At 64.1% G+C, this 25,980-nt stretch carries 22 protein-coding genes; 3 read left to right on the forward strand and 19 right to left on the reverse strand.

The features are described 5' to 3' along the window. Positions 1-60: 60 nt before the first annotated feature. Genes KUL25_RS06655 through KUL25_RS06665 form a run of 3 tightly spaced genes read right to left on the reverse strand, consistent with a single transcriptional unit; the run spans position 61 to position 3,306 of the window. On the reverse strand, positions 61-954 hold the full coding sequence (locus KUL25_RS06655; RefSeq protein WP_257892224.1) for a LysR family transcriptional regulator: 894 nt from the start codon (positions 952-954) through the stop codon (positions 61-63). A 45-nt stretch (positions 955-999) separates the two neighbouring features. Beyond that, positions 1,000-2,106 (reverse strand): WS/DGAT/MGAT family O-acyltransferase, encoded by a 1,107-nt coding sequence (locus tag KUL25_RS06660; RefSeq protein WP_257892225.1) that lies wholly within the window; start codon positions 2,104-2,106, stop codon positions 1,000-1,002. Next, a complete protein-coding gene (locus KUL25_RS06665) occupies positions 2,107-3,306 on the reverse strand; it encodes an aminotransferase class I/II-fold pyridoxal phosphate-dependent enzyme (protein WP_257892226.1) in 1,200 nt (399 codons plus the stop codon). 126 nt (positions 3,307-3,432) lie between these two features. Here KUL25_RS06665 and KUL25_RS06670 point away from each other — a divergent pair, with 126 nt between their 5' ends. Together KUL25_RS06670 and KUL25_RS06675 are read left to right on the forward strand one after the other, a co-directional pair. Then, positions 3,433-5,505: an efflux RND transporter permease subunit gene (locus KUL25_RS06670; RefSeq protein ID WP_257892227.1), complete on the forward strand. Its 2,073-nt coding sequence runs from the start codon at positions 3,433-3,435 to the stop codon at positions 5,503-5,505. Beyond that, the gene (locus KUL25_RS06675; protein WP_257892228.1) at positions 5,505-5,972 is read left to right on the forward strand and encodes a hypothetical protein; all 468 of its coding nucleotides are present in this window, start codon (positions 5,505-5,507) and stop codon (positions 5,970-5,972) included. Before KUL25_RS06670 ends, KUL25_RS06675 begins: the two co-directional genes overlap by 1 nt. A 59-nt stretch (positions 5,973-6,031) precedes the next feature. On the opposite strand, the gene KUL25_RS06680 is transcribed toward KUL25_RS06675, so the two are convergent. The 13 genes from KUL25_RS06680 to KUL25_RS06740 all read right to left on the reverse strand — a co-directional run bounded on the left by KUL25_RS06680 (position 6,032) and on the right by KUL25_RS06740 (position 22,243). Beyond that, the gene (locus tag KUL25_RS06680; RefSeq protein WP_257892229.1) at positions 6,032-9,583 is read right to left on the reverse strand and encodes a hydantoinase B/oxoprolinase family protein; all 3,552 of its coding nucleotides are present in this window, start codon (positions 9,581-9,583) and stop codon (positions 6,032-6,034) included. 66 nt (positions 9,584-9,649) lie between these two features. Continuing rightward, positions 9,650-10,933 carry a TRAP transporter large permease gene (locus KUL25_RS06685; RefSeq protein WP_257892230.1) on the reverse strand — a complete coding sequence of 428 codons (1,284 nt, stop codon included), beginning with the start codon at positions 10,931-10,933 and terminating at the stop codon, positions 9,650-9,652. After that, positions 10,933-11,478: a TRAP transporter small permease subunit gene (locus KUL25_RS06690; RefSeq protein ID WP_257892231.1), complete on the reverse strand. Its 546-nt coding sequence runs from the start codon at positions 11,476-11,478 to the stop codon at positions 10,933-10,935. The genes KUL25_RS06685 and KUL25_RS06690 overlap by 1 nt, the downstream gene beginning before the upstream one ends. A gap of 67 nt (positions 11,479-11,545) precedes the next feature. After that, complete coding sequence (locus KUL25_RS06695) at positions 11,546-12,568, reverse strand: TRAP transporter substrate-binding protein (RefSeq protein ID WP_257892232.1); 1,023 nt, start codon at positions 12,566-12,568, stop codon at positions 11,546-11,548. 22 nt (positions 12,569-12,590) lie between these two features. Continuing rightward, entirely contained in the window at positions 12,591-13,391 is an 801-nt protein-coding gene (locus tag KUL25_RS06700; RefSeq protein ID WP_257892233.1) for a putative hydro-lyase, read from the reverse strand. A gap of 95 nt (positions 13,392-13,486) precedes the next feature. Continuing rightward, positions 13,487-14,365 (reverse strand): LysR family transcriptional regulator, encoded by an 879-nt coding sequence (locus tag KUL25_RS06705; RefSeq protein WP_257892234.1) that lies wholly within the window; start codon positions 14,363-14,365, stop codon positions 13,487-13,489. Continuing rightward, positions 14,355-16,967: an AAA family ATPase gene (locus KUL25_RS06710; protein ID WP_257892235.1), complete on the reverse strand. Its 2,613-nt coding sequence runs from the start codon at positions 16,965-16,967 to the stop codon at positions 14,355-14,357. The genes KUL25_RS06705 and KUL25_RS06710 overlap by 11 nt, the downstream gene beginning before the upstream one ends. Position 16,968: 1 nt before the next feature. Next, complete coding sequence (locus tag KUL25_RS06715; RefSeq protein ID WP_257892236.1) at positions 16,969-18,060, reverse strand: metallophosphoesterase family protein; 1,092 nt, start codon at positions 18,058-18,060, stop codon at positions 16,969-16,971. Between the two features lie 15 nt (positions 18,061-18,075). Next, a complete protein-coding gene (locus tag KUL25_RS06720) occupies positions 18,076-18,975 on the reverse strand; it encodes a sugar kinase (RefSeq protein WP_257892237.1) in 900 nt (299 codons plus the stop codon). A 137-nt stretch (positions 18,976-19,112) separates the two neighbouring features. Then, positions 19,113-19,859 (reverse strand): ethanolamine ammonia-lyase subunit EutC, encoded by a 747-nt coding sequence (eutC, locus tag KUL25_RS06725; RefSeq protein ID WP_257892238.1) that lies wholly within the window; start codon positions 19,857-19,859, stop codon positions 19,113-19,115. Beyond that, positions 19,856-21,232 carry an ethanolamine ammonia-lyase subunit EutB gene (locus KUL25_RS06730; protein WP_257892239.1) on the reverse strand — a complete coding sequence of 459 codons (1,377 nt, stop codon included), beginning with the start codon at positions 21,230-21,232 and terminating at the stop codon, positions 19,856-19,858. Before KUL25_RS06730 ends, eutC begins: the two co-directional genes overlap by 4 nt. 127 nt (positions 21,233-21,359) lie before the next feature. Next, on the reverse strand, positions 21,360-21,968 hold the full coding sequence (locus tag KUL25_RS06735; RefSeq protein WP_257892240.1) for a DJ-1/PfpI family protein: 609 nt from the start codon (positions 21,966-21,968) through the stop codon (positions 21,360-21,362). Then, entirely contained in the window at positions 21,965-22,243 is a 279-nt protein-coding gene (locus KUL25_RS06740; RefSeq protein ID WP_257892241.1) for a DUF1272 domain-containing protein, read from the reverse strand. The genes KUL25_RS06735 and KUL25_RS06740 overlap by 4 nt, the downstream gene beginning before the upstream one ends. A 48-nt stretch (positions 22,244-22,291) precedes the next feature. On the opposite strand from KUL25_RS06740, the gene KUL25_RS06745 reads away from it, so the two are divergent. After that, positions 22,292-23,278: a GlxA family transcriptional regulator gene (locus KUL25_RS06745; protein ID WP_257892242.1), complete on the forward strand. Its 987-nt coding sequence runs from the start codon at positions 22,292-22,294 to the stop codon at positions 23,276-23,278. A 36-nt stretch (positions 23,279-23,314) separates the two neighbouring features. On the opposite strand, the gene KUL25_RS06750 is transcribed toward KUL25_RS06745, so the two are convergent. The 3 genes from KUL25_RS06750 to KUL25_RS06760 are packed head-to-tail and all read right to left on the reverse strand — an operon-like array spanning position 23,315 to position 25,980. Further along, the gene (locus tag KUL25_RS06750; protein ID WP_257892243.1) at positions 23,315-24,076 is read right to left on the reverse strand and encodes an HpcH/HpaI aldolase family protein; all 762 of its coding nucleotides are present in this window, start codon (positions 24,074-24,076) and stop codon (positions 23,315-23,317) included. 21 nt (positions 24,077-24,097) lie between these two features. After that, entirely contained in the window at positions 24,098-25,393 is a 1,296-nt protein-coding gene (locus KUL25_RS06755; RefSeq protein ID WP_257892244.1) for a TRAP transporter large permease, read from the reverse strand. Continuing rightward, positions 25,390-25,980, reverse strand: coding sequence for a TRAP transporter small permease (locus KUL25_RS06760; RefSeq protein ID WP_257892245.1), 591 nt, complete (start codon positions 25,978-25,980; stop codon positions 25,390-25,392). Before KUL25_RS06760 ends, KUL25_RS06755 begins: the two co-directional genes overlap by 4 nt.

A 25,980-nucleotide genomic window follows, 5' to 3' on the forward strand; every position in this document is an offset into this window, starting at 1 on the left:
AATGAAGTCGTGCGATACCTGCGCCCTGCCCTTGAAAAACCTGACTCTTTTACTCAAACCTCAGGCATAGGCCTTCGACAGGGATTTCGTCTCGGCGATCAGGGCGCTCAGAACCGGGGTATGGGGCTCTCGGAACGGCGCCACCAGGCCGACAGCGTGGTCCATCCCCGCGCCCTCGATCGGGCGGATGACCAGTTGCGGCTTTCCAGCACACAGAAAGCGCGCCATGTCCGTGGGCAGGATCGTGATCCAATCGCCCGCATCGACGTGAGCTGCCAGAACGACGGTAGAGTTGCTTTCCACCTGCGCCTCAGGCGCCACCCCGGCGGCCATGAAATTTTCATTAATGATGCGCCGGTTCTGCATGTTGGGGGTCAGCAGGCACAGCCGCTCTCCTGCCAGATCGGCCCATTCCACCTTGTCTTGCATGGCGATATCACTTTCGCGGTGGCACACGACGGTCAGGTGTTCACGGTAAAGCGGCTCGGTGGTGACGCGGCCGAGGGGCTCGTTATCCAGGTACGACAGGCCCGCGTCGGCCTCCAGGTTTTCAAGCATGGAGAGGATTTCGACCGATGTCTTGCTGAGGATCGTAAGGCGCACGTTCGGGTGGGCCGAAGTAAAACGCGCGCTGAGGGCTGCGGCCCACGTCAGCGCCGTCGGGATCACCGCAAGGCGCACGATACCGGAAAGACCATGGCGCGCCGTGCGCATCTCTTGCCGGAAGGTGCGCGCATCGCTGACCAGTTGCCGCGCCCAAACCAGCGCCCGTTGCCCCTCGGGCGTGAGACCACCGTAGCGCGAGCCCCGGAAGATCAATTGCACCCCCAGCATCTCTTCCAACTGCTTGATTCCAGTGGATAAGGTCGGTTGCGTCAGACCAAGGCTTTCGGCGGCCCGGCCAAAGTGGCCTTCCCGGGCGACGGCGATGAACATCTCTAGCTTATGGATCATGGGGCCAGTTTGGCAATCAATCCTAAATAGATCAATCGAGATCTTCTATTGAACTGCGCGCAGCATTGCCGCCACCACACGTTCAGACAGATCCGCGACGGCCGCCCCATCGGGGGCATGGGCGGTGACGCTGACGTCGAACCCATCGCCGTAGCGCGTGGCCGTCAGCGCGATCAGGGGCCGCCCCAAAGCAGGCGCGGCAGGGTGGATCGCCCCCGCTGACAGCCCGAAGATCAGCAGGGGCCTGCGTGACACGGGCACGATGGTCTGCACGATCCCGGGGCGAGAGAACTCGGCCTGCACGATCCGACGCAGAAGCGGTGACGGGGCAAGACGCGCAGCGCCCATGCGCAGGGTCTCGACCAATGGCGTGTGGCGGGGACGAAACAGCGCAACCTCACCTTTGACGGAAGGTTTGGAGAGGTCGATCTCTTCCATCAACGCGTGATTTCCAAGGCGACCGCCGCTTTGCAGCGCCGCGATCTTCGCGACGCTGACCCGGTCCTTGCGACGGGTCGGCACGGCTGCGAATTCAGGCTGCGTGTCCAGCGCCCGCCGCGCCACGCGCAGCAGCGCATCGCCATGGCTGATCGCACCGGGCACAGCTTTGCGCAGGGCGGCGAACGGCAGGCGACACAGGCCGATAGGGGCGGGCGAAAGGCGGGCATCGCCCAGTGCCGCAAGCTCTGACATCGACAGCGTCGGCAATGACCTGACGGAGGCGGTCTGATCCACCGCCGGCCGGACATGGGTGACGATGTGGCGCGCAATCCGGGTGCCGTCGGCGATGGCGTGATCAAAATGCAGGACCACACCGGACCACCCCGGTCCGTCCGGGTTCACCAGGGCCGCGCGCCACAAGGGGCGCTTGGGCGGCAGGGCCAAGCGACGGGCGATGTCCATGACCTGCACCGCCGTGGCGCAGGCATCCTCGATCAGGCAAACGTGCTGTGGCCAGTCCACCGGGCACGACGCCGCGAAAGCGCCGCGTGTCAGCGGCGCGCGAAACCGCTCGGCCCGCTCGGCCAGCATCTGGACCCCGCGAAAGGCGCGGGCCGGATCAAACGGGCCCTCGGCCTCGATAAGGACGGTGATGTTGTTGGGGCCGGTGCGATGCAGGATCGCCTCGGCAGGCGTCAGGGCCGCGCCCACCTACTCGGCTGCCGCGCGCTCGGACGCCTGCAAGGCCATCGCGACGGCATCCAGCAGCGCGTCGACATCGGTCTCGGTATGGTGCGACGTCAGGGTCATGCGCAGTCCGACATCGCGGGTAGAAACGGCGGGCGGCGCGACGCTTGCCACGAAGAACCCGTTTGATTGCAAGGCCATGGCCGCCTCGCCGGTGCCGGCCAGGTCCCCGATCCGGATATAACGCATGGGGGTGATCGCGTCGCAGGCCAGCGGCAGGCCAAGCCGCTTGGCGCCCGCGTTGAACCGCGCGATGCGCGCGCGCAGTTCTGTCTGGCGCGCGGCCAGGTCCGCTCCAAGGTGCACCTTGGCAGAGGCGATGATCGCACCCAACATCGGCGGCTGCACAGGCCCCGAGAAGGTCATCGCGGGGCCAAAGGCGCGCACCGCCTCGGCCTGGTCTGCGCTCGCCAGCGCCAAGGCCCCGCCCGCGCAGGCAAAACTCTTGTTGAGCGACAGCGCCACAATCACGCGCGGATGCTCTGGCCATTGCTCCAGCGCCATCCCCTGCCCGCGCGCGCCGCACCAGCCTGTCGCGTGGGCGTCATCGACGTAGAGGCTCAGGCGCGGCTCGGCGTGCAACAGCGCATCCAGCGCCTCGAACGGTGCGACATCGCCGATCATCGAATAGATCCCGTCGATCAGCAACCAGACCCTGGGGGCATCGGAGGCGCGCACCTTGCGCGCCACATGGTCGGGCGCGGAATGGGCAACGGTCTGGACCCGCACGCCCCGTGCCTTCAGCAGCGACGCGGCCACATGCAGGCTGGCATGGGCCTGAACATCGATCAGCACCAGATCATCGGTGTCCACCAGCAGTGGCAAGGCCGCCTGATGTCCCAGCGAGGTCGAGGGCACCAGCAGCGTCGGGCGGCCCGTCATTTGCGCCAATAGCGCCTCGGCCTCGGCATAGGGTGGCGCCGAGATGAACGCGCGCGAGGCAGAAAACTGTGTGCCGAAAGCACGGGTGGCGGCGATGGCGGCGTCGATCAGCGCTGCGTCCATCTCCAACCCAAGGTAACTGCACGACGCGAAGTTCAGCATCTCCCGTCCCGAAACGGTCACGGTACGCCCCGACAGCGCGTCATCCTCTGCAACCTGTTGCAGCAGTCCCATGCTGCGCCCGACGCGAAGAGGTGCGAGGCGATTTGTCAAATCCGTCATATTAGTCCATTGGTCTGATAACCGCGTCAGTTGTCCATTGCACCCTATGTTGGGTCAACGGTTAATGCATGGGCAGATAAACGAGCGCCACCCATGGTGCCAAGATGAAACAACAGGCGATCCCAAATGACAGACATCACAGTGGCACGAGGGATCAGCACGGCACGCTGGGTCAAGGGTCTGCTGGCGCTGGTGATCACGGTGCTGGCGTTATGGGGCGCACGGGACCTGCATGTGGAGGCCGATGTCGTCAGTGCGCTGTCGGGCAACAGCGAGGGATACCTTGCCTATGCCGCGTTCCAGGACCGTTTCCAGCTTGGCGCCGCCGATGAGGCGCTGTTGGTGCGCGCCGATGATCTGGCGGACCCCGAGGCCTTCGAGGCGCTGGAAAACCTGATCCTCGACCTGCAATTCACCGATGGCGTGGCCGAGGTCGTCAGCCTGTTCTCCTTGCCCGCCGAGGGCACGACAACGCCGCTGATCCTCGCCGATGATACCGCCCCGCTGGAACAGCGGTTCGACACCTTCGCACAGGCCGGCCCGGCCGCAGGCGCGCTGGTCACCGCCGAGCGGAACGCGGCGCTTCTGCACGTCATTGCCGTGCCCGGTGCCGAGCGCGGGGAGATCGCAAGCGCCCTGCCTGATCTGATCGCCACCGCAGCGCCCTTGTCAGTCGCCGCCGTGGGTCAGGCCGAGGTGGAGCGGCAGATTTCGGAGAACCTGATCCGGGACCAGACGTTGGTCACGCCCGTGGCGGTACTGATCTGCATCTTCGTGGGCGCGTGGATCCTGCGGTCGATCCGGGCGGTTCTGGTCTGCGCCGCCCCCGCGATCTGCGGTGTGCTGTGGTTCATGGGCCTGTTGGGATGGGCCGGAGAGGCGCTGGACCCCTGGCTTTCCACCCTGCCGATGTTGGTCATGGTGCTGGCCTTCGCGGATACGCTGCACCTGTTCTATGCCAGCCGAGAGGAGGGCGGATTGGACAAGGCCGTGCACAACGTGATGCCCGCCGCCTTCATGACTTCCCTGACCTCGGCGCTGGCGCTGGCGAGCTTCGGCTTCGCCGGAAGTGACGCGCTGTGGGGGCTTGCCGTCTGGGGCCCCGCGGCGGTGTTCAGCGGCTTCGCGTCGGTCTTCCTGCTGTTCCCGCTACTCAGCCGCCTTCTGATCCGCGGCGAGGTCAATCACCCCGCCGGGTTTTCCTACGTGATGCGCCCCGCCCAAAGCGGGCTACTGCACCCGCGCACCATGGCCGTGGTGGCGGTGGTCGTGGTGATTGGCCTGATCCCCGGCGTCAACAGCACCGATCCCGATTTCTCGCTGTCCGAACATATCCGCGACGACAGCCCCCTCGGCCATGATCTGAGCTTCATGGAAGACGAGGGGCTGGGAAGCGCCAGCCTGTTCGTCGTGGTCGACGATACCGATGGTGAACCGGGCCTGTCGGCAACCGACGGCGACCGCATCGCCACGGTCGCAGGCCTCACGCTAAGCGGACGCAACAGCATCGAGACAGATGAGGCCCCGATGGTCCCCGAGAGGTTCCGCGCGGATGACGGGCTGGCCGTCGCACTGCCGGTTCTGGTCCCCCTGGGCAATGGCCCCGAGCGGTTCGGGGCCGAGTTGGAACGCCTGCAATCGGGCCTTGAAGACGCCGGGTTGGAAGATGTCGCGCGTCTGGCCGGGCAGTCCCTGCTGGCCCATGAGGTGGTGCCAGAAACCGTCGATGCCATGCGCTCGTCCTTTTATATCGCCCTGGCGGCGATCTCGTTCGTCGTGGCGCTGTCGCAACGTTCCATCGCGCTGGCGTTTCTGGCCACGGCGATCAGCGCGCTTCCGATGATGGCGATCGAAGGTGTTCTCTTCCTGTCCGGGCGCGGCATGACGATGACGGCGGCCATTGCCCTGACCGTGGCCTTCGGCATCGCCGTGGACAACACGATCCACTACCTCAACCGCTGGAAGCACTCGAAAGGGCCACGGGGCACGCGCCTGGGCGAGGCCCTGGGCCATGCAGGCCCGCCCATGGTGGCCTCGACCCTGATCATGACCCTTGGGTTCGGCGCAACCTTGCTAAGCGCGACCGCCTCGATGCCGCAGTTTGGCGTCTTTGTGATTTCTGCCCTATGGATGGCGCTGATCGCGGCACTATGGTTCCTGCCAGCCCTGATCCGCCTGGTCAGACAAAAGGAAATATGATGCGTCTCTCTCTTGCCTTGATGATCGCCCTTGCAGCCCCCCTGCCCTTTGCCGCGCCCGCAAACGCCGATGTGCCCGCGTGGATGTCCGGCGAATGGCGCACCAATGCGCGCCTGACAGCCCCTGACGGCGCACGCCTGCGCATCCGCTGCACCCTCGATGCCGATGCGTCCAGCGCCAGCAATTGGGGCGGCACGCTGGGGTGCGCCACCGTCCAAGGGCGGTTCGAGGGGCAATGGCAAGTGGCGGTCAACGGCGCCAGCGTCAACGGAAACGTCGTGTTCTCGGGGACTGAGAACGCGCAGGTCGCGGTCTCGGGGACGTCATCGGACAGCCGCATGGATCTGTCGTCGTCCGACGGGCAAGGCGTGGCCTTCGCCCCCGGCCCCGACGGTGCCTTGATTGTCGAGATGCGCGCCATGGGCCCCCAGCGTCTGACCGGCACCCTGACGTTCGAGACGCGTTGAGGCCCCAGGCGGCACGCCCCGCGGGGGCTGGCCGCTGCGTCCCCCGTTCCTCCTGACAGCTACGGCGCGCCAAAGCCGCCGCCACCGGGCGTGCGCATCGTGAAGACATCGCCCGGCGCAAGCTCGGCCTGATCATTGCCCTGCAAAGGCTCTACCGTGCCGTCGGCGCGGGTCACAAGGTTTTCGCCCACGCCCCCCGGCCCGCCGCCGTTCATGCCATGGGGCGGCACCTTGCGGTGCGACGTCAGGACCGTGACCGTCATCGCCTCAAGAAAGCGCAACCGGCGCGTGATCCCTTCCCCGCCCTGCCAGCGCCCTGCCCCGCCCGAGCCGTCCCGGATCGAGAATTCCTCGACCCGCACGGGAAACCGCGTCTCCAGCACCTCCGGGTCGGTCATGCGGGTGTTGGTCATGTGGGAATGCACGGCAGAGGTGCCGTTGAACCCGTCCCCCGCGCCGGTGCCGCCGCAAATCGTCTCATAATTCTGATATTTATCATTGCCGTAGACGAAATTGTTCATTGTCCCCTGACTGCCCGCGATCACCCCAAGCGCACCGTAAAGCGTGTCGGCAATGGCTTGGCTGACCTCGGTATTACCCGAGATCACGGCCGCAGGCGGCAAGGGATTGATCATCGAGCCTTCGGGCACGATCAGGTTCAGCGGCTTCAAACACCCCTCATTCATCGGAATGTCACTGCCCACCAGCGTGCGGAACACGTACAGCACCACAGCCCGGCAGATCGCCAGCGGGGCGTTGTAGTTGAATTCCGACTGCGCGCTGGTGCCAGTGAAATCCAGCGTCGCAGCGCGGGCGGCCTTGTCCACGCTGATCTGCACCTTGATCTGCGCGCCATCGTCCAGCGGATAGGTAAAATTGCTGTCCTTCAGCACGTCCAGCACGCGCCGAACGCTTTCTTCTGCGTTGTCCTGGACGTGGCCCATGTAGGCGTGGATCGTCTCCAGCCCGAATTGCGCGGTGATCTTGCGCAGTTCTTCCGCGCCGGTTTCATTGGCGGCGATCTGTGCCGCCAGATCGGCCATGTTTTCTTCGATATTCCGGCAGGGATATTGACCCGAGGCCAGAAGCGCACGGGTTTCCGCATCGCGCAGGGTGCCTTCTTTTACAAGAAGGAAATTGTCGATCACGACGCCCTCTTCCTCGATCACGCGGCTGTCGGGCGGGGCGGAGCCCGGCGTCTTGCCGCCGATATCCGCATGGTGCCCGCGCGAAGCGACGGTATAGACGATGCGCTCGCCCTCGAACACGGGCGTGATGACGGTGACATCGGGCAGATGGGTGCCGCCGTTGAACGGGTTGTTCATCATGAAGACATCGCCGGGGCGGATCTTGCCCGCGTTGGTCTTCAACACCGTACGCACGCTTTCCGACATCGACCCGAGATGCACGGGCACATGGGGCGCATTGGCCACCAGATCGCCGTGTTCGTCAAAGATGGCGCACGAAAAATCGAGCCTTTCCTTTATGTTGACCGAATAAGCCGTGTTGGCCAGCGTCGCCCCCATCTGCTCGGCAATCGACATGAAAAGGTTGTTGAAGACCTCCAACATGACCGGATCGACATGCGTGCCGATGGCCTCTGCACGCTTGAGCGGCGTCGTCCGTTCCAGGATCAGGTTGCCGCCTTGCGCCACCGTTGCGCGCCAATCGGCCTCGATCATGTTGGTGCCGGTGGGCTCCGTCAGGATCGCGGGCCCGTCCACTGATTGGCCCACCGCCAGCGTCGTGCGGTCCACCAGCGCAATGTCCTGCCACGTACCACCCGAGACGCAGCGCACGGGCGTCTCCTGCCGCGCCTGCGCGCCCGGATCGGGCAAGGAGACCCCTTCCCCGGTCTCGCCCACGGCCTCGGCCACAAGGACATCCAGAAGAAGATCGGACGTGTCCGGCGCGAAGCCGAAGCGTTGTTTGTGGGCCGTCGCGAAGGCCTCGGTCATCTGCGCGCTGGCACCGAACGGGACCGAGAGGCTTTGCTGCGCACCCCGGGGGCGAATATGGGCGGTCTGGATCACATGGATATCTGCCGATGCCACGCCTTGCGCGGCCACCTCATCCTGGGCGGTGCCGGACAACGCTGCCATTGCGGCACTGGCATCGTCGCGGATCGACGCGCCCCATTGCTGTTCCTTCATTGACCGAATATCCGCCAATCCCATGCCGAAGGCCGACAGAACGCCCGCGAAGGGATGGATGAAAATCCGTTCCATTCCAAGGGCATCGGCGACCAGACAGGCGTGTTGCCCGCCCGCCCCGCCAAAGCAGTTCATCGTGTATTTCGTCACGTCATAGCCACGCTGGACGCTGATTTTCTTGATTGCATTCGCCATGTTCTCCACCGCGATGCGCAGGAACCCCTCGGCCAGGTCTTCGACGCTCTTCTCGCTGCCGATCTCGCTGCGCAGCGCCTCGAATTTCCGCCGCACCACATCTGCGTCCAGCGGCTGGTCCGCGTTTGGCCCGAAGACCGCTGGGAAGTGATCCGGTTGCAATTTGCCAAGCAGCACGTTGCAATCTGTCACCGTCAACGGCCCGCCCCGCCTGTAGGCTGCCGGCCCCGGATTGGCGCCGGCCGACTCCGGGCCCACCTGCATCCGGCCATCGCGGTAGGACAGGATGGACCCGCCCCCCGCCGCGACCGTGTGGATCGACATCATCGGCGCACGCATCCGCACGCCCGCAACCTCGGTTTCGAACGAGCGTTCATATTCGCCCGCATAATGGCACACGTCCGTCGACGTGCCGCCCATGTCGAAGCCGATCAGCTTGTCGTAGCCAAGTTCGGCCGCGGTGCGCACCATGCCGACGACACCGCCCGCCGGACCCGACAGGATCGCGTCACGACCGTGAAACATGGAAGCATCCGTCAGGCCGCCGTTGGATTGCATGAACATCAACCGCGCGTCCTGGCTGAGCGCGCCAGCCACCTGGTCCACATAGCGGCGCAGGATCGGCGAGAGGTAGGCATCGACCACAGCCGTATCGCCGCGTCCGACCAGCTTGATCAGGGGGCTCGCCTGGTGGCTGAGCGAGATTTGCGTAAACCCGATGTCGCGAGCGATGGCCCCAAGGCGGCGTTCATGGTCCGCGAACCGGTAGGAATGCATCAGCGCGATCGCGACCGAGCGATAGCCGCTGTCAAACGCATCTTGCAGATCCCGCGCGGCGGCACCTTCATCGAGGGGGGTAATGACCTCTCCATCCGCGGCAAGGCGCTCCGTGACCTCGACCACGTCTTCATAGAGCAGTTCGGGCAGTTGAATGTTGAGGTCGAACAGCCGGGGCCGGTTCTGGTAGCCGATGCGCAGCAGGTCGCGCTGGCCTTGGGTGATCAGCAGCAGCGTGCGTTCCCCCTTGCGCTCCAGAAGCGCGTTGGTGGCGACCGTTGTGCCCATCTTAACGGCGTTAACCTGCCCTTCCGGAAAGGCGTCATCAGCCGTCAGCCCTAGCAACTCACGAATGCCATGGACGGCGGCATCGGCGTAGACCTCGGGATTTTCCGACAGCAATTTGTGGGTGCGCAAGGTGCCTTCGGGCGTCTTGGCGACGATATCGGTGAAGGTGCCCCCACGGTCGACCCAGAATTGCCACATGTCGCTTCTCCTCTGTTTGCGGTCCACCGATGTGTCCGCAGTCAATGTCTTAACGGTGTTAACCGGCTATTGCAGCGCGTTCGGCAGCCAAAGCGCGATTTGCGGGAAGGCGATCAGCGCGAACGCCATGGCCAGCATGACCAGCGCAAAGGGAATGGCCCCCAACATGACCTCATTGAGGGATCCGGATTTTCGCGCACCCTGCACCACGTAGAGGTTCAGGCCCACGGGCGGCGTGATCAGCGCCATCTCGATCAGGACGATCATCAGGATACCGAACCAGATCGCGTCATAGCCCTGCGCCAGCACCATCGGCACGATGATCGGAATGGTGACCACCATCAGTGAAAGCGTCTCGATGAAAAAACCAAGCAAGATGTAGAGGACCACGACCACCATGATGAAGCCGAGCGGGCCCAGGCCAAGCCCCTCCATGAACTCCGTCAATTCCCGGCCCAATCCGGCAGAGGCCAGCGTGAAGTTCAGAAACGACGCACCGATGACGATCAGCATGATCATGCAAGTGATCTTGATGGTGCCCAGAAGCGCCTCTCGGATCATGGTGAAATTGATGCCGCCAAACGCGCCTGCGATGACGAACGCGCCCGCGACGCCCACCGCTGCGGCCTCCGTCGGGGTGGCCCATCCGCGGTAGATAGAGCCGACGATCAAACCGAAGAGGATCAGGATCGGGATCAGATCTATCAACGCCCTTAGCATTTGCGGGAACGGGAAGGTGCGGCGCACGCCCCCCAATTCGGGCCGGATCAGGCAGATAATCGCGACTACCACCATGAAGGCGAAGGCCAGGGCGATCCCGGGGATCAGCCCCGCGAGGAACAGCTGCGGGATGCTGGATTGGGTCAGGAAGCCATAGACGATCAAGTTGATCGACGGTGGGATCATGATGCCAAGGGTGCCCCCCGCCGCAATCGCGCCCGAGAACAACTTGGGGTCATATCCCAGCTTTTCGGCTTGCGGCATCGCCACGGTCGCAACCGTTGCGGCGGTTGCCACGGACGACCCGGAGGTGGCCGAAAACATCGTTGCGGTGGCCACATTGGCGTGGACCAATCCGCCCGGCAGCCAGCTGACCCAACGGTCCAACGCGGCATAGGTGCGGGTCGCCACGCCAGATCGGACCAGCACCTCCCCCAGCAGTACGAAGAAGGGGATCGCGATCAGGGTGGCAGAGTTCGAAGACGTCCAGACCATGTTCCCCAACGCCCGCGACAGCGGGAAATTCGAGAAGAATTGATCCACCCCGAACCCCAGCAAAAACAACACGATACCAACAGGAATGGACAGCGCGAGCAGCCCCAGAAGACAGACTGAAATATAGGTGACCATCAGAGGTTGTCCTGTTCTGCGAAGGCGCCCACGAAGGGCTCGGTTTCCGCGAAGCGTCCTTTCACGACAAGGCTCAGCGCGCAAAGTGTCACGAGGCAGGACATCACGGCGAACCAGACCCAGCCCGCAAACCAGGGCGCCTGCACCCAGATCAGGGGGGTCTCCAGCGGCGTGTTGGCGCGGCTTTGGTTGGTGATCGCGCGCTCCACCACGGGCCAGGCCTTCACGGCGATGGCGACGACGACGCCCGACATGCAGATCATCGCGAACAGATCGAACAGCGCCTTGGCGGTGGTGCCGGTCCGGCTTCGCAGCAGGTCGATGCGCACATGGCCCAGTTCCAGCAGCGCGTAGGCCATGCCCCATGCCGTGGCGAGCGCCATGGTGTAGCCCGCAATCTCATCGGTGCCGCCGAACCCCTCGCCGAACTGGCGCATCACGATGTCGAGCACGACGAATGTCGCTACGCCCAGAAGGCCGATGCCAACGGTCAACGCGATTAACCTGTTGAGGCGTCGCAGCCGGTCGATGAGAACCAGTTCCATGGGTATTCTTTCTTTTCAATAGGTTACGCAGGTGCTCAAGCTTGAGCACCCGCGCAAGCCCATGGATTTACTCGATCGTGACACCCACGACCTGACCGACGGAGGCGTTCCACCGCTCGGCCCAATCGCCGCCCGCCCGCTCGGCCCAATCGGGCAAAACGGTGCCGGTCAGCACATCGCGGGCGCGGGTGAAATCAGCCTCGGAAACTTCCACCAGGATCATGTCGCGCGCCTCGCCCGCGGGACACTCTCCATTGCCCGTCAGGCAGGCGATGTCGTTGACCAAAGCATCTTGGGCCGAGGCCCATGCCGGGTCTTCGAACCCGCTGACGATCTCGGATCGAAGGGTGGCCTGCTGCTCTTCGCTCAGCCCGTTCCAGGTGTCGAGGTTCATCGCCGTCACCACGCTGTCCCAGCCCCCGAGCGGGATCGGCAGCAGGTGTGTCGACACCTCCCACCAGCCCGCGGAATACCCCGAACCCGCGCCCGTGACCGCGCAATCCACAACACCGTTCTGCAACGCGCCCGGCACTTCGGAGAAACTGACATTCACGCCCTCGGCGCCCAAAGCCTCCAGCAACAGCGCGGTCATCCGGCCAGAGGCGCGGACCTGCAAGCCCTCTAGATCGTCTAGGCCGCTGATCTCGGCGTTACAGAAGACAACCTGCGGCGGATAGGGCGCGATGGCGAGGACTTCGGCGTTGAACCGGTCGCGGAAGATGTCGCTGACCATGGGGCGCGCGGCGTCCACCATCGCGCGGGCCTCGTCCGCCGTCAAAGCCAGAAGCGGCACGTCGAGGCCCTCCAACTCGGGCGCGTCACCCACCGCGTAGTCGGCCACGGTCATGGCCACGTCATAGACGCCTTGACCCAGAAGCGGATAAATTTCGGACAGGCCCAGACCCATCTGGTTGTGCGTGGTCAGCTCCACGTTGAAGCCTGCGGCGGGCATGGTCTCGGACCAGAACGGCGCCTCATATTGGCCGTGAAGCGGCAGGCCCGACCAGCTGCCTACGACGGACAGATCTTGCGCATGCGCTGCGCCCGCAAGCGCGGTCGTGGCGGCAAGGATGGCTGTAAGATGTTTCATAGTCTTCTCCATGTTGTGTTTTTTATGGGTGGTAGATCGGGGTTTCGGCGTCTTCGGCCACGTCCGAGATCAGCATATGACCGGGGGAGTGGGTGATGCACAGCGGCAGCCGCGCATCAAGAAGCACGTTCTGCGGGGTGACACCACAGGCCCAGTAGACGGGCACCTCGCCGGGTTTCACAGCGACCGCATCGCCGTAGTCCGGCATTGAGAGGTCCTGAATGCCGAGGGCGCGCGGGTCGCCTTTGGCAATCGGCGCGCCGTGGGCTTGGGGAAAATTCGCGCTGATTTCATGGGCTTGCTCGACCATCGCTTCAGGGATCGGGCGCATTGTCACGACCATATTGCCCTTGAAGGGACCGGCAGGAACCAGCGGGATATTGGTGCGGAACATCGGCACGTTCACCCCGTCTTCGATATGACGCACCGGGATGCCCGCACGGATCAGCGCGTTCTCGAAGGTGAAAGAGCACCCAAGCGCAACCGTCACCAGATCGTCGCGCCATAGATCCTTAATGTCGTTAACCTCTCCGCTCAGAATACCGTCGCGGAAGACGCGGTAGCGCGGCACGTCGGTACGGATATCGATGTCCCGACCCAGCGTCGGCAGCATCGGATCGCCAGTCTCACTTACGCCGACCACGGGGCACGGCTTGGGGTTGCGTTGACAGAACCGAAGGAAATCCAAAGCGTGCACGGCGGGCAGGATCGCAAGGTTGCACTGCAACTTGCCGGGCGCCATGCCCGAGGTATGGCCGGTGAACGCGCCAGTTCGGATATCCGCGCGGATCATGGCCGCGTCAGCCGTGCGCTGCAATGTCATCAAGGCCCCCTACATGGTCTGATGTAGCTTCACACGGGCCTTGCCCTTGGATCAAATTATCATTTTGTATATCGAGTGATAGATTAATTGAATGGCTAGCCTGGGTGCTGACGATGCCACCGCTCGGCCACCTCGCACGCCATCTCGGCGCTGTTCTCCACAAGAAAACTGCGCGGCTCCGCCAGATATGACGCGGTGAATTCCAGCGGCGAGAGGGGTAGATCGGGGTCGAATTCCACCACCTGCCCCGCTTCCAGAAACGGGGTAGCAAGCACGCGCGGGTATGGTCCCACGGCAATGCCGGCCGCGATCATCCGCAAGCTTGCCGAAAGCGAGGCCGATGAGAACACCCGCATCTTTGGCCCGACCCGCCGGGCCAGTTCGCTGGTCAGCTCTCGGTGGGGCCGGGTCTTGGAGGAGTAGGAAATCACCGGGATCTCGCCCAGGTTAACGTCGGTAAGATGTGTGGCGCGATACCAATGCAAATCGAACTGCGGCAAGGCCGTGTTCTTGACCGAGAACTCGGAAATCGGCCCCATCAGAAACACCAGGTCGAGCCGCCTCTCCACCAGCGCGTCGCGCAGGGCACCCGAAATATCGACGGTCAAATCCACGTTCACCCTTGGGTAGGCCTTGGAAAACGCTTGAAGAAATTCAGGCAACCAAGCCTGCGCGATGGTTTCCGAGGCGCCGATGCGAAACAAGCCCTCGGTCTCGGCGGCGTTACCGACACGGTTCTTGATCTCTTCCTCGACGAACAACATCTGCTCGGCATAGGCCAGAAGTTGCTGGCCGTGTTTCGTCAAGACCAAGGCGCCGGGGCCGCGTTCAAAAAGCGATACCTGCAATTCATCCTCAAGGTTCGAAATCCGGGTCGAGACGGCGGGTTGCGACAGGTTCAGCCGGTCAGATGCCCTGCGAAACCCGCCCAACCGCGCGACCCAAAGGAAGGTGCGGATCTGCTCAAAGGTCACGGATCGTGACCTCGGGCCGCGTGCCGCCAAGGGACACAAACGCCATGGTGCGACAGGTGAAAACAAGGATCTGCTGATCCTCGGCTACGCGGGTTAACGCCGTAAACATTTTCACGATCCGCCCGTCGTCCGAATACACCAGCGCGTCGTCCAGAACGATCGGCATATGCCGCCCCTGCCCTTTGAACAGCCGCGCGAAAGCCAACCGGGTCAGGATCGCGATCTGCTCTTGGGTGCCGCCGGACAGGTTGTCGAGCCGTTCGTCAGCCTGCGCCCGCGACAGGCCTGTGGGCAGCAGGCTATCGGTATCGAACTGCAGGCCTGCATCATCGTAAAGGATTGCCAAAAGCGGCTTCAGTTCCTTTTGCACCGGACCAAAATAGGTGTCGCGCGCGGCGGTACGCTCATTCTCCAAAGCCGATTGCAGGCGGGACAGTGCCGCAGCTTTGGCGGCAAATCGCGTCTCTTGGGCGCGGGCCGTTTCCAGTTCTCCTGCAAGGGTATCGCGGGTTTCCTCCACCCCGGCCTCCGACAGGGCGTGGATCTCTGCAGACAGCGCCGCGACCCGTTCGCGCAGGGTCTGGATCTGCCCCTCAGCGGTGCTTTGTGCCGCTTGCGCCCGGGTCAATTCGGCTGCCGCCGTCACCATGTCAGGGGCCTTGGCGCGCAGATCTTCAAGGGCATGCAAACGGCCTGCCAGTGCTTCAGCGGCCTGCGCATCGGCGCGGATCAATTCGGTCCGCAGCGCATCGCGCCCCTCCTCGGGCCCGGCGTCCGAGCGCGCCTTCTGTAGCATCTGCTCTGCCCCCTGCACGGCGGCTTGAGCGCGGATCGCGGCCTCCCGCGCTTGATTGGCGGACACCTCGGCATCCTCCTTCGCGATTTCGGCCGCCCTGTCGTGGGCCTGCGCCTCGGACAGCGCCGCATCCAGGATTTCGGCCGAGGGTAACGGGTCGTCGTTGGCCCCCTCGGCGGCCAGATCAGCCAAGGCCTTCTCGGCGCGTAATCCATCCGTTCCATCGGGCGCGAGGGTCTTCAAGATCGCATCGGCGGTGTCGCGTTCAGTTACCGCTTGCTGGCGGCGCGCGGCCATTTCGCGCGCCTCTTCAAGCGATCTCGCCCCGGCGACTGCAAGCGCGGCATCACGGGCACGCACGCAACTTTCAAGGTCTGCATCGCCCGCATCGGGAACCTGCAAGACCATCGTGCCGACGCCCGGTATGGTTAACTCCGTCGGGCCGCTTAGCACCACCTCTTGGCCTCCGGGAAGGGGCCCGCCGTCTCGGGTAACGACGACATCTCCCGAATAGCTCATGCGCACAGAAGCCGAGCGCTGGGTGACGGCGGCGGTCTGCATGGCGACGGCGTTCTCCGCCTGTTCGACCCGCTTCGACCACTCCGGTGTGGCTTTCGAGGCCGCAGCCAGCGCCGCTGATTTGTCGCGGCTTTTCTGAGCGTCTTCAATATCTTCCAAGCGCTTCTTCAAGTCATCAGATCGGGTCCTCGCTGCCCGCGCCGCTACCTGTCGGCGCGTGGCCTCTTGATCCGATTGGGCCTTAGAAACGGCGGCCTGTGTCAGAGCCCTCGCGGCGCGTGCCTCTGCCAAGATCGCGTCGCATTGCGCGCTTTCAGCCCCCGCCTCGGCCGCGATGCCCTCGGCCTTCTCGGCCGCGTCCTGCGCCGCCGTTAACGTATCAACGGCCGAGAGAAATCCATCCAACCGGGCCCGCGTGGCCTGCGCTTCGATCTGGGCCAGCTTGTGATCCTGCTCGGCCCGCTCCAACCGGCCTTCATGGGCCTTGGCCCTTGAGAATGCGTCTTGCGCCGACGCCAAGGCGTCCGCGCGGGCGGTTTTTGCCTCGGGAAGTTCCAGCGCAATCAACTGCGCCTCGGCCTCGCGGCGCCCGTTCAGGGCCGTCGACAGTTTGGAAATCTGCGCCTCATAGGTCGCAAGATCCTGCTCCATCGCCGCGATACCCTGAAGCAACGTGCGCCACGCTGCCGTGGGCTTTCCCGTCGCCGTCACCAGCCCTTTCAACTCGTCCGCGACACGCTTCATCACCCGGTCCATGCGCCGCCCACCGGTCATGGCGTCAATCTCACCACTTACTGACGACAGCAGATCTTTACGTGTTTCCAATTGCTTGACGGTCTCTGCCTTGCCGTCACCCTCCAGCCCTGTCACGCCTTGGCGCACCCACAATAGGCCCGCAGGCCCGTTCTTGTCAGAGCCCAAAACATCCTGAAGCCAGCGCTCGGCTTCGTCATCTTGTGCGATGACGGCCTCGCCGGGCAGGCGCAAAATCCGGGCACTTCCCGAAGCTTTCAGGAAAGTCTTTTCCACCCGGAAGAGGCCTGCGTCGGTCTCGATCTCGGCGGCGACCTCGACACCGCCCTTGGCATAGGGTTGCAAGCTTTTGACCGGCTTCCCGGCAGAACTGTACTTCTCGAAAAATAACGCGTGCAGCGCATCGAAGAAGGTGGATTTACCAAACTCATTGGCTTCCGAGACCACGGTGATGCCATCCCCGATCCCGGTGATCGACGCCCGCTGGCCCGCGAATTTGCGCACGTTGCCGAGGTGGAGGGCGCGCAAGCGCATCTCAGGCCTCCTCGGTATAGGAGAAAAGCAGCGACAATGCCGCTTGGGCCGTCGCGCGTGTATCAGGGGCCAGTGACGGGTCATCGGCCTCGGCGGCCAAGGTCTCGGCCGCCGCGCGCAAGGCCCCTTGGCGGTCGATCCGGTCCAGATCCGTCGTGTCGTGGATCAACGACAGCGCGTCGAGATCAAGGTCAGCCCAGAGGAAATCCGGTGCCGCCTGATCGAAGTCCGCTTCGATCCGTTGCCGCAGAGCGGGACGCGCACGGCCCGTAAGCGTTAACGCCATTAACGTATTTGTCCGATCCTCCGAAGGCAGAGGCACTTCAGCCTCGTCTCCCAACAAGTCGACCGCCACGGTGCGCCACGTCAGGCGTGCCGTGGGCTGCGGCGTAACGCGTAAATGGGCACCGTCCAACTCAACCACCAAGGCCGAAGGCAACGCGGCGTGCTTGAAGCTATCGGCCTCGGGCGTGCCAGAATACCACGTGTTTTCATTGACTTGCAGCTGCCCATGCCAATCCCCCAACGCCAGGTACGAAAGGCCCGCGTCCCGCGCCCGGTCGGGCGACAGGATCGAGGCGCCGCCCTCTTCGGCGGAAAACCCCCGGATGGAGCCATGGGCCAAACCGATGCGAAGCGCATCGCCGGTGGCGGCATCGTTGAACCATTGGGTCAGGTCGCGGCCCGGGTGGCGTTCCGTGGGAGGCGCAGGCAGCAAGACGACACCCTCTGCCAACGCCACAGGCTCGGGCCGCAGGAGTGCGTGAACGTTTTCCGGCGCGTCACGGGTGAAGGTCCGCCACAGCTCAGACGCATTGGCGTGATCATGGTTGCCGGGCATCACCCACCAGCGGACGTCATCAGCCGCTTTCATGGCGTTGATCGCACCGCGAATGACCTTCGGCGCGGCATTCAACTTGTCGAAGGTATCCCCCGCCAGAAGCACATCGCGTGTCCCCGATTGCCGGGCCGTCGCCGCCAAGGTGCCGATCGCCTCCAACCGTGCCTGTTGCAGACGCACGCGCACGTCCTCGGGGAAGTTCCCGAAAGATTTCCCGAGGTGCAAGTCAGAGGAATGGATGAACCGAAACACGTAGCCCCCCAAGGCTCAGGCGATGCTGTCCACCAACGCACCCCGGGCCTGGATCACCTGGCCCGAAACAGCACAGGCCGCTGCGACCGCCTCATCAGCCGAATTCCCGGCGATCAGGTGCGCGAGGAAGCCCGCGTTGAAGCTGTCACCCGCGGCCGTTGTATCTACCAGCTTTTCAACGGGGGACGGCGTAAAGACGCCCGCCTCTCCGCCGCAGGAAAAATGCACATCGCCGCCGCCGTTCTTGACCACGACGCTGGTCGCCCCCGCTGACAGATAGCGCGCCACGGTGTCCTTCGGATCTGCGTCCCCGAAGTGGTGCGCTTCTTCATCATAAGAAGGAAGCACGATGTCCGAGCTGAGGGCCGCTTCCATGATCGCGCCACGCATCTCGTCCTCGTCGGACCAGAGTCTTGGCCGAATATTGGGGTCGAACGCAACGACCGCGCCGCCTGCCTGCGCCTCGGAAATCGCGTCGAACAAAACCTCACGCCCCTCTTCGGACAGGATGGCAAGGGTTATGCCGCTGAAAAACACGATGTCGGCGCCTTGAAGGGACTGGGTCAGCAACTCTTCTTCGTCGGCCAAGGTGCGCGCGGCCGAGGTGTCACGCCAATAGTGGAAGGCGCGTTCGCCGTCGGTCAACTCGATCAGGTAAAGGCCGAGGCCGCGATCGGCGCGACGCATCATATGCCGCGTGCCGATGCCCGCTTCCGCCGCAAAGGACATGAAGCTGTCAGAAATGCTGTCGGTGCCGACGGCGGTCAGAAAATCCACTTGCCAGCCCGGCGCCAGGCGCGCCAGGTACCACGCGGTATTGAACGTATCGCCCGCGAAGGACATCCCATAGGTCGCCGCCGCGCCCGCAGGCGCCATCTCCACCATGCATTCGCCGATTGAAACCACTCGCGTCATGGCAGGGACCTGAGGGCTGAGGGAGCAAGGAAGGGGTGGCGCATCAATTTCTCCGCTTGGCTGAGGCAGTGGGATCGACGTCAACTTGCGCAAATCTTACAGGAAAGACCAGTGCGGATCGGCGACGGACTTCGGGGTTACCCGTCACCCGGAAGCGCCGCCCCCTGCCGGGCCGTGTTAAGCGCCACGCCGCTGCTGCCAAAGTCGCGCATGGCAAGTATCAAACGTTCCGCAGTCTGGGCCGCGTCAGGGACCGACAACCCGGCCTCGCGGATATTCGACAGGCAGTTGCGGCCCGAATCCGGCGTGGCCGGCGTCGGTTGGTGGGTGATGTAGACGCCAAGGCTGTCGGCGGCGGACAAGCCGGGCCTTTCCCCCAGCGCCATCACGACTGTCTGCGCCCCCATGGCGCGCGCGATATCATCGCCCAAGGCCACGCGGGCTTGCCGCGCCAGGATCACCGGGCTGATGCTGAGGCCCCGCGCGGTCAGGCGTGCGGCCAGTGCGCCCATGAAAGCCGCGCCGTTCAGGGCCACGGCAATCGCCGAAAGGCCATCGCCCAGAACCAGCGCCACGTCCGCAGGCGGGATCGTGGCGAGGCGCTCGCGGTCCTCGGGCGCGAGGCGACGTCCGAGGTCCGGGCGGCGAATGTAGGTGTCGCGCGTCCGGGCTGCGCTGGTCAGCGTTGCATGGGCAAGGCCCGCCCCGTCAAGGGTGGCCGCAAGGCCGGGCACGTCCAGTTCCGACAACACGGCCTCCCGCGCCCGGGCGTGGTCGAGGGCAAAGGCCAACGCCGTCGCCGTATCCTGCGCGGGCCGCCGCGGCCCGAGGGTCAGCCGCGCCTGGGTGATCGACGCGATGGGTCCGAGCAGGTCTTTCGTCATGGGGCAGGCAGCCGCAGTTGCGCCAGGGCGGCTTCCACCGATGGCAGGCTCACATCAGGTGTCCCGATGCCATGGGCCGCCATCCACGCGGCGAATTCCGGCGCCGGGGGCCGGCCCAAGGTTTCACGGATGAAATGGGCGTCGTGGAACGACAGGGATTGGTAATTCAACATGATGTCATCGGCCCCCGGCACGGTGATCACGAAGTTGACCCCCGCCGCCGCCAACGCGACCAGCAGAATATCCATATCTTCCTGGTCGGCGTAGGAGTGGTTGGTGTAGCAGACATCCACCCCCATCGGCAGGCCCAGAAGCTTGCCGCAGAAATGATCCTCCAGCCCCGCGCGGATGATCTGCTTGCCGTCGGCCAGATACTCCGGCCCGATGAAGCCCACGACCGTGTTGACCAGCAGCGGCTTGTAGCGGCGGGCCACGGCATAGGCGCGTGCCTCCATGGTTTGCTGATCCATGCCGTGATGCGCCTCTGCCGACAGGGCCGCGCCCTGCCCGGTCTCGAAATACATCAGGTTGGCCCCCTCCGGCGCGCGCCCCAAGCCACGCACCGCGTCGTGGGCTTCGTCCAACATCGCAAGCGTCACGCCGAAGCCATCGTTGGCCGCCTGACTGCCCGCCACTGACTGGAACACAAGATCGACGGGCGCGTCGCGCGCCATCGCGCCCAGTGCCGTTGTGACATGGCCGAGGCAGCAATGCTGCGTCGGGATATCCAACTGCACGCGGATGGCCTCCAGGACCTCACACACGCGGGTGTAATCCTCGACCGTGTCCTTGGCAGGATTTACCCCGATCACCGCATCCCCCGCGCCATGCAACAACCCGTCGAGCGCTGACAACGCGATCCCCCGGCTATCGTCCGTCGGATGATTGGGCTGGTTTCTGGTGGAAAGACGCCCCCGCAGCCCGATTGTAGAGCGCAAGCGCGTCACCACTTCTGCCTTTGCAGCCACGGCAATCAAGTCCTGTGCCCGCATGATCTTGCTGACACCGGCGGCCATCTCGGGGGTCAGCCCCCAGGCGATCTGCGCCAGTTCCGTCGCTGTGACTGCCGGATCCAGAAGCCAATCGCGCAGCCCCCCGACCGTCAGGGCCGCGACACGGCCGAAATCGCTTGGGTCATGCTGATCCGCGATCAACTGCGTGACCGCGTCTCCGTCCACCTCCAGCACATCGCCCAGAAAGTCGCTCAGGGGCACGTCGGCCAGGCACATCTGGGCAGCCAACCGCTCCAATGGGCTATCCGCCGCCAGACCCGCCAGATGATCGCCGCTGCGCTCGGGCGACGCTTTGGCCAACAGCACCTTGAGGGAGGCGAAGGCATACCGGGTGCCGCTTATGTCTGTTCGATAGGTCATGTCGACGACAGCCTACCTTCAAGCGGCGGGCAAAGAACAGACAAATGACGCTTCCCAGCGCCCCTCCATCGTGAAGCCCGCGCCGGCTCTTGCAACAGGCGTTTGCGGCAAGGTCACCGCCGTCCCCTCAGACCAGGCCCGCCAGATGCGCGAAGGGATCGCGGGTGGAATCCTTGTGCCACTCATACTCACACCCCAGCGCAATCCGGTCGGCCAGCGCCATCCCGAACAGATCCGCCATGACCGCCAGCGCCATGTCCATTCCCGCCGACACGCCGGAGGAGGTGTAGAATTTCCCGTCGCGCACCCAGCGCGCTTCCTTCACCCAATCAACCTTGGGCGCCAGCGGCACCGTCGCCACGAAATCGCGCTTGTTCGTAGTGGCGCGCTTGCCGTCCAACACGCCGCTTGCACCCAACAGGATCGAGCCGGTGCAGACCGTCATTACCCTTTCAGCCTTGCTTGAAGTGTCACGCAGCCAAGCAAGAAGCGCCGCGTCCTTGGCCGCCTGCAACGCCGTGTCGCCTCCGGGGATCAACAGCAGATCATATGTCGCCCCGTCCGAAATCTGTGCGTCCGGGACGATCCGTTGGCCGTGGACACTGGCCACCGGATCAAGGGTTTGGGCGACGGTAATGATCTTCGTCTCTTGCCCCAAGCCACCCAACATTTCCATCGGGCCGAAATAATCGAGGGTCTCGAACCCGGGGAACACAAACGCGGCAAGGCTCTTCATAAGGCACCTTGAACGTCAGCGCATGCCGCGTGCGCCTTGTTGAACCGCTTGGTCGAGGCCGGGAACTTCACCAGCAACGCCGCCGGACGGATCGGGCGGCGCAGCAACTCTCCACCGCAATTTGGACAGGTGTCGTTGAACCGCGCGCTCGCGCACTCCGCGCAGAAGGTACACTCGAAAGAACAAGACCGCGCCCTTGGGCTTTCGGGCGGCAAATCGACGTCACAGCATTCGCAGTTGGGTTTCAGGATCAGCATCAGGGAGGCTCCACTCATTCAGGATGCCCCTGGATTACAAGTGACGACCTTGGCATAAAGGACAACATGACCTCTTTTTCTGCCAAATCCCCCAAGGACGTCGTTTTCGTCGTTTACCCCGATTGCGTGCTTCTGGACCTCGTGGGGCCGCTACAGGTCTTCACCCATGCGCGAGAGACGCCCTTGGGCCCGGCGCCCTATGTCACCCACGTGACCTCCAAAGCCGGCGGCGTGATCGCCACCAACACCATCGTTGAAATCGACAGCAGCCCCGTTGGGGCGTGGCAGACACGGGCGCTCCACACGCTTGTCATCGTTGGCGGGGACGGCGTCTATGCCGCCGCACAGGACGCGGCATTCATCGACCAGATCAAGAACGTGGCGCGCAACGCCCAAAGGGTCTGCTCGGTTTGTTCCGGAGCGATCATCCTGGCCGCCGCAGGCCTTCTGGACGGGCGTCGCGCCGTCACGCATTGGGAGGATTGCACCCGTCTGGCCGAGGGCTATCCCGCCGTGCAGGTCGAGGTCGATCCGATCTACATCAAGGACGGCTGCCTTTGGACCTCTGCCGGGATCACCGCTGGCATCGACATGTCGCTTGCAATTATCGAAGAGGATCTGGGACCTGCCGCAGCGCTTGCCATGGCCCGGTCTTTGGTGACGCCCATGCTCCGCTCGGGCGGGCAATCGCAGTTCAGCGCCGAGTTGGATCGTCAGGCCCACGACACGCAGGGCCGCTTTGTGCCGCTGCACGCTTGGATCAGGGATCACCTGGACAAGAAGATCACGGTGGAGGATATGGCGCAGGTCTGCGCCATGAGCCCGCGCAGTTTCTCACGCCGCTACACGCAGACCATGGGAACGCCGCCTGCCAAGGCGGTCGAGGCGATCCGTGTGGATCGTGCCCGCGATCTGCTATCGGGGACCGACCACAGCATACAAGCCATCGCTGCGCTATGCGGTTTCGGCGATGACGAGCGGATGCGCCGCGCTTTCCTGCGCCAGATAAACACCTCTCCCTCGGAGTTCCGCAAGCAGTTCCAACTGCGCTAAGTCATGCCGCTGTTCAACTTCATCGTCGCTTAGAGCCTAGAACGCGTCCCGCAGGCGCGACACGCTGCCCGCCAGCAGTGCCAGATCAACGCCTACGGCGGTAAACCCGGTGCCCTTGTCGATATACCGCTGCCCTTGGCCCGGATCCAACGTCAGGATGCCGGAAGGCACCCCAAGGGCGGCCAATCGCGCGATGGCCTCATCGATCTTGGCGACCACGTCGGGGTGGCTCGTCTGGCCCGGAAACCCCATGGAGGCGCTCAGGTCAGCGGGACCAATGAAGATCGCATCGACGCCGTCGGTGGAGGCAATGGCGTCGAGGTTGTCCATGCCGCGCGCGGTCTCGATCTGAAGGATCAGGCACAGCTCTTCCTCCACTGTCGTGAAGTAATTCTCGACCCGCCCATACCGCGTGGCGCGGGTGACACCCGCCATGCCACGAATGCCGCGCGGGCCATAGCGCATGGCGGCCACGGCCTCTGCCGCTTTTTCGGCCGTCTCGATATAGGGCACCAGCAGCGACTGCGCGCCCATGTCCAGAAGGCGCTTGAACAGGACCGGGTCGTTGGCGGCGGGCCGCACCACGGCGGCGGTCCCGGGATAGCCCGCGATGGCCTGCAACGCGGGCTGCACGTCAATGGTCTCCACGGCAGAATGCTCGCAATCCACAAGCACCCAATCAAACCCCGCACCGGCCAGCATTTCAGGCACGGTATTGCCGCCGATCGTGTTCCAGATCCCCAATTGGTGCTGTCCCGCCTTCAGGGCCGCTTTGAACGTATTGGTGGGATTTTTCATCGAGTGCCTCTTTGTGACAGGTCAGCCGCCATAACCGAATGTACGGGGCAGCCAAAGGACGATACCGGGGAACAGCAGCAACACAAGCAGCGCCGCCACCAGTACCAAAAGAAAGCCCCAGATCTCGGTTATGATTTCCTTGAGCGGGATGCCCGTGACCGCGTTGATCACGAACAAGAGAATGCCGTAGGGCGGCGTGATCAGTCCGATCATCGAATTCACGACGACCAGCACCCCGAAGTGGACCAGATCGATCTCTAACTCGCGACAGGCAGGGATGAACAGGGGCACGATCACGAGGATGATCGTAGTGGCATCCAGCACGCAGCCCAGGGCGAGGATCAGCAGGTTGACCAACAGCAGGAACACGATGGGGTGCATGTCGATACCAACAAGGGCATCGGCGACCATGGCGGGGATATTCTCGGACACGACGATATAGTTGAGGATCAGCGCCCCACCGATGACGATGCCCACCGCCGCCGACGACCGCGCGCTTTCCACGAAGATGCCATAGAGCGCGCGCAGGGAAAGGGCCCGGTAGAACAGCCCCGCAAGCAGCAGCGCATAGAGGGCGGCGACGGCGGCGGCCTCGGTCGGCGTGGTGACGCCGCCATAGATCCCATAGAGCAAGATCACCGGCATCAGCAGCGCGGGAAAGGCGTGGGCCGTCTTGCGCGGCAGGGCACGCAGGGGCACCAGCGCTTCCATCGCGAAGCCGCGTTTGTGGGCGATAAAGCTGTTCATGCCCATCAATACCGCGCCCATCAACAGCCCCGGCACGATGCCCGCCAGAAACAGCGCCCCGATAGAGGATTGCGAGACCAGCGCGTATAGCACCATCGGGATAGACGGCGGGATGATCGGCCCGATGGTGGCCGAGGCCGCGGTGATCGCCGCCGCATAGCCGCGCGGGAACCTGTCGCCCTTGGTCATCATCCCGATGATGATCTTGCCGATGCCCGCCGCATCCGCCACGGCGGACCCCGACATGCCTGAAAAGATCAGTGAAGCCACGACATTGACGTGACCCAACCCGCCCCGGAACCGCCCCACGACGCTGACGCAGAAGCCCAGAAGCCTGTCCGATATGGTGCCCGCATTCATGATGTTGGCGGCGACGATGAATAGCGGCACGGCCAACAGCACGAAGCTGTTCAACAGCCCCTGGATGATCTTCTCGCCCGCCAAGGCGAGATCCAGCCCCGCGAGACCCAGATAAACCAGCGACGCCAGAATGATCGCATAGCCGATTGGCGTGCCGATGCCTGCCAGCAGGAACAGCGTGGCAATGCACATGAGAAGCTCGAAACTCATGCATCGTCCTTGGGCGACACCGCGACGGGCGCATGGGCGCTGTCGGGCGGGCCGTTACGGATCACGTCCACAAAGCGCCACGCATAGCGCGCAATCAGCGCCGCCATGAATACCATGTAGATGATGAAAATCCATTTCAGGCGGATCTTGTCGCCGGTGAACGGGTTCTCGACCGAGGACGTGCGGCGGATCCGCATGAAGTCCACGTAGTCCCACATGGGCAGGAACGACCAGACCATGCCACCCACGATCGCGGCGGCGCCCACAAGCGCCATGACCCGGCGCGGCCCGCGCGGCGCTGCAAGGTAGAGAATATCGAAGGTCACATGGTCCTTGTCGCGCACGCAAAAGGCGCAGCCGAAAAAGACGATCCAGATCCAAAGGATCAAGCACAGCTCCAGCGTCCAGCCCAAGGGCGCGATGGTGCCAAGCCACGGGACTGTCTCGGCCCACCCGAGGGAGGCGATGATCTGGGGGGAATAGCGTGATCCGATCTGTAGAAGAAAGGTCGCGAACATCGCAGCAAGCATGGCCCCCGCGATGGCATCCGTCCCGGTGGTGACCCAAGTCCTGATCTTCTCAATCAT

It is taken from the genome of Gymnodinialimonas phycosphaerae (assembly GCF_019195455.1).
GTDB lineage: Bacteria > Pseudomonadota > Alphaproteobacteria > Rhodobacterales > Rhodobacteraceae > Gymnodinialimonas > Gymnodinialimonas phycosphaerae.